Annotated in this window: 3 protein-coding genes; all 3 read left to right on the forward strand. The window is 70.7% G+C overall.

What is annotated here, in order from left to right:
* On the forward strand, nucleotides 1–312 hold a 312-nt coding region (locus VFO68_RS20435), incomplete at its 5' end, for a methyltransferase (RefSeq protein WP_325159941.1).
* A 72-nt stretch (nucleotides 313–384) separates the two neighbouring features.
* Nucleotides 385–1,971 carry an FAD-dependent monooxygenase gene (locus VFO68_RS20440; protein WP_325159942.1) on the forward strand — a complete coding sequence of 529 codons (1,587 nt, stop codon included), beginning with the start codon at nucleotides 385–387 and terminating at the stop codon, nucleotides 1,969–1,971.
* An 85-nt stretch (nucleotides 1,972–2,056) separates the two neighbouring features.
* The coding region (locus tag VFO68_RS20445) for a cation:proton antiporter (RefSeq protein ID WP_325159943.1) at nucleotides 2,057–3,450 on the forward strand (1,394 nt) is incomplete at its 3' end.

The raw sequence follows: 3,450 nt of genomic DNA on the forward strand, positions 1-3,450 counted from the left end.
TCCACCGACATCGCCGTGCTGGGCCACGTCCTGCACGACTGGGACGCCGATCAGCGCCGCTTCCTGGTGAAGAAGGCGTTCGACGCGCTCAATCCCGGCGGTTCCCTGCTGGTCTACGACCGGATGCTCGAGCCGGGTCCGTCCTACGTCGAGAACCTGGTGATCAGCCTGGACATGCTGCTGGTCACCGACGGCGGTTCGGAGTACACCGCGACCGAGCTGGTCTCCCACGCGGAGCACGCCGGCTTCGAGTCGACCATCGTCTCGGCGCTCGGGGAGTACGACACGCTCGTCGTCTGCCGCAAAGCCTGATACCACAGTGCACTCTTCGCGCGGGCCGGTGCGTCAACCACGCCGGCCCGCGTCTTCTTGAAGGGAAAGGATATGCAGGATCGTGACGAGGTCGGCGTGCTCGTGGTCGGTGGTGCGCTGAGCGGACTGTCCACCGCGGTGTTCCTCGGCTGGCACGGGGTCAAGGCGCTGGTCGTCGAGCGGCACCCGGACACGCTGAGCCACCCGAGGGCGCGCGGCATCAACCCGCGCACGACCGAGGTGTACCGCCAGGTCGGCCTGGAGTCCGCGCTGTGGGCCGAAACCAACATCGCGGACTTCAGCAAGCTGCTGATGCTGCGGGCGGAGACGCTGGCCGGGCCGGAGATCTTCAGCGGCCCGACCGACCAGCCCGACCCCACCGGTGAGGTCAGCCCGTGCGAGTGGGTGCCGATCGACCAGCACCGGCTGGAGAGCGTGCTGCGCGCCAAAGCGGTGGAGCTGGGCGCGGAGCTGCGGTTCGACACCGAGCTGGTGTCCTTCACCCAGGACGCCGACGGTGTCGACGTGGTGCTCCGAGACCGTCAGGGCGGCAACGAGTACACCGTGCGGGCGTCCTATGTGGTCGGTGCGGACGGGCACCGCAGCCCGGTGCGTGCCCAGCTCGGTGTGCAGCCGCAGGGGCCGGGCGAGTTCGCCACCGCGCTGTCGCTGCTGTTCGACGCCGACCTGACCGAGGCGCTGCGGGGCCGGCCGATCGGCATGGCCTACCTGGACAAGCCGGCGCCGCAGACCATCCTCTACGCCGCCGACGGCCGCAAGCGCTGGGTGTTCGCCGCCGCGCAGCCGCCGGGCACCACGCTCGACGACCTGACCGACGCGGACTTCATCGAGATGGTGCGGGCCGGCGTCGGCCAGCCGGACCTCGACGTGGAGATCATCCCGCAGCTGCCGGCCGGCGGGGTGAAGGCGCTGAACTTCTACGTCGGCGGCCAGGTGGTCGAGCGCTACCAGGTGGACCGGGTGTTCCTGGTCGGCGACGCCGCGCACCTGGTGCCGCCGACCGGTGGTTTCGGCGCCAGCCTGGGCATCCAGGACGCGCACAACCTGGCCTGGAAGCTCGCCGCGGTGCTGAACGGCACCGCCGGGGCGGAGCTGCTGTACACCTACCAGGCCGAGCGCGCGCCGGTCGCCTGGATGACGCTGCAGCAGACGCTGTCGATGATGCAGGAGCGCACCGGCGACGCGGCCGAGCAGGACGAGTCGGCCGCCTACGCGACCGCGGTGTTCGGCTACCGCTACGGGCAGGGTGCCCCGGTGCCGCCGACCGAGCTGAACGCCGAGCCGGGCACCCGGGCCCCGCACCACCCGGTCAGCCGGGCCGGCACGGAGATCTCGACGCTGGACCTGTACGGCAAGGCGCCGGTGCTGCTGGCCGGTTCCGCCGGGCAGGACTGGGTGGAGGTGGCGGCGAAGCTGGCCGACCGCACCGGAGTTCCGCTGGACGCCTACCGGGTGGGCGGCGAGCTGGCCGACCCGACCGGGCGGTTCGAGGCGGCGCACGGAATCACCGCCAACGGCGCCGTTCTGGTGCGGCCGGACGGTTTCGTCGCGTGGCGCTGCGCCGACGCGGTCGAAGCGGCGGATGTCGAGCTGGCGACGGCGCTGGGTGCGCTGTTCGCCCGGACCGACATCAGCTGAGGGTTGTTGACGCGCCGTGGCTCCCGGGCTGCGCCGGGGGGCCACGGCGTTCGTCATCCACACGACAACAGGGAGTGGTTGGCACATGACGGAGAACAAAACTGAAGAGCCGGTACGGCGCCGAGGGTTGCGGGCCCTCAGCGTGTACGTCCTGCTGGTCGTGGGCCCGGTGCTGGTCGCTGTCGCCCTACTGACCGGTGCGAGCGAGGTTGGCGGAGCGGCGTCGACGGCCAAGACGGCCGCCGGCCACCCGCTGGCCCAACTGCTGCTGGCGATCGCGGTGGTGGTCGGGGCGTGCAAGGCGGCCGGCTGGCTCGCGCAGCGGCTCGGTCAGCCGCCGGTGATCGGTGAGATCACCGCCGGCATCGTGCTGGGACCCTCGGTGCTGGCCACGGTCTGGCCGGCCGGTGCGGCCGTGCTGATCCCCAAGGCGGTCATGCCGCAGCTCAACGTGCTGGCCCAGATCGGGGTCATCCTGTTCGTGTTCCTGACCGGCCTGGAGCTCAACACGAAGCTGTTGCGCGGCCGGGGACATCTGGCCGTGGTGGTCAGCCACGTCAGCATCGCGTTCCCGTTCCTGCTGGGCGTTGTGCTGGCCGTGCTGGCCTACACGAAGTTCGCCCCGCAGGGCGTGGGATACCTGGCCTTCGCGCTGTTCTTCGGAGTGTCCATGAGCGTCACGGCGCTGCCGGTGCTGGTGCGCATCCTGCAGGACATCGGGCTGTTCCGGCACGAGGTCGGGGTCGTGGCGCTGACCTGCGCGGTGGTCGACGACGTGACCGCGTGGACGCTGCTGGCGCTGGTCGTGGCGCTGGTCACCGCGTCCTCGCTGACCGGTGTGCTGGTCACGATCGCGCTCACCGGGGTGTTCGTCGCCCTGCTGTTCAAGGTGGTCCGCCCGCTGCTGACCCGGTATCTGAGCACGGTCGGGCCGTCGAAGGTTCGGACCGTCGCGCCGCTCGCCCTGGTCGCCGTGCTGCTGTGCGCGATGGCCACCGAGTGGATCGGTGTGCACGCGATGTTCGGTGCGTTCCTGTTCGGCCTGGTGTTCCCGCGTGGCAACCTGGTCGAGGAATGGCTGCACGAGAAGGTGGGTGGGCTGACCACCGCGCTGCTGCTGCCGCTGTTCTTCGCCTACAGCGGGTTGCGCACCGAGATCGGTCTGCTCGGCACCAACCTGGAGCTGTGGCTGTGGTGCGGGGTCATTCTCGTGGTCGCGGTGGTCGGCAAGCTGGGCGGCTCGACCGTGGCCGCGCGGGCGGTCGGGGAGAACTGGAACCGGTCGCTGCAGCTCGGGGCACTGATGAACTGCCGCGGCCTGACCGAGCTGGTGGTGCTCAACGTGGGGCTCGATCTCGGCGTGCTGTCCCCGACGCTGTTCACCATGCTGGTGCTGATGGCGCTGGTGTCCACCGCGATGGCGGCCCCGATGGCCCTCTGGTTCGGCCGCCGGGACGGCCAGAACGTCCTCGGTGGACG

Source organism: Actinophytocola sp. (assembly GCF_035712165.1).
Classification (GTDB): Bacteria; Actinomycetota; Actinomycetes; order Mycobacteriales; family Pseudonocardiaceae; genus DASYTH01.

Bases quoted from the DNA above. Each gene is read 5' to 3' on its own strand.
- VFO68_RS20440 (WP_325159942.1), top strand. From the start codon at position 385: ATGCAGGATCGTGACGAGGTCGGCGTGCTCGTGGTCGGTGGTGCGCTG.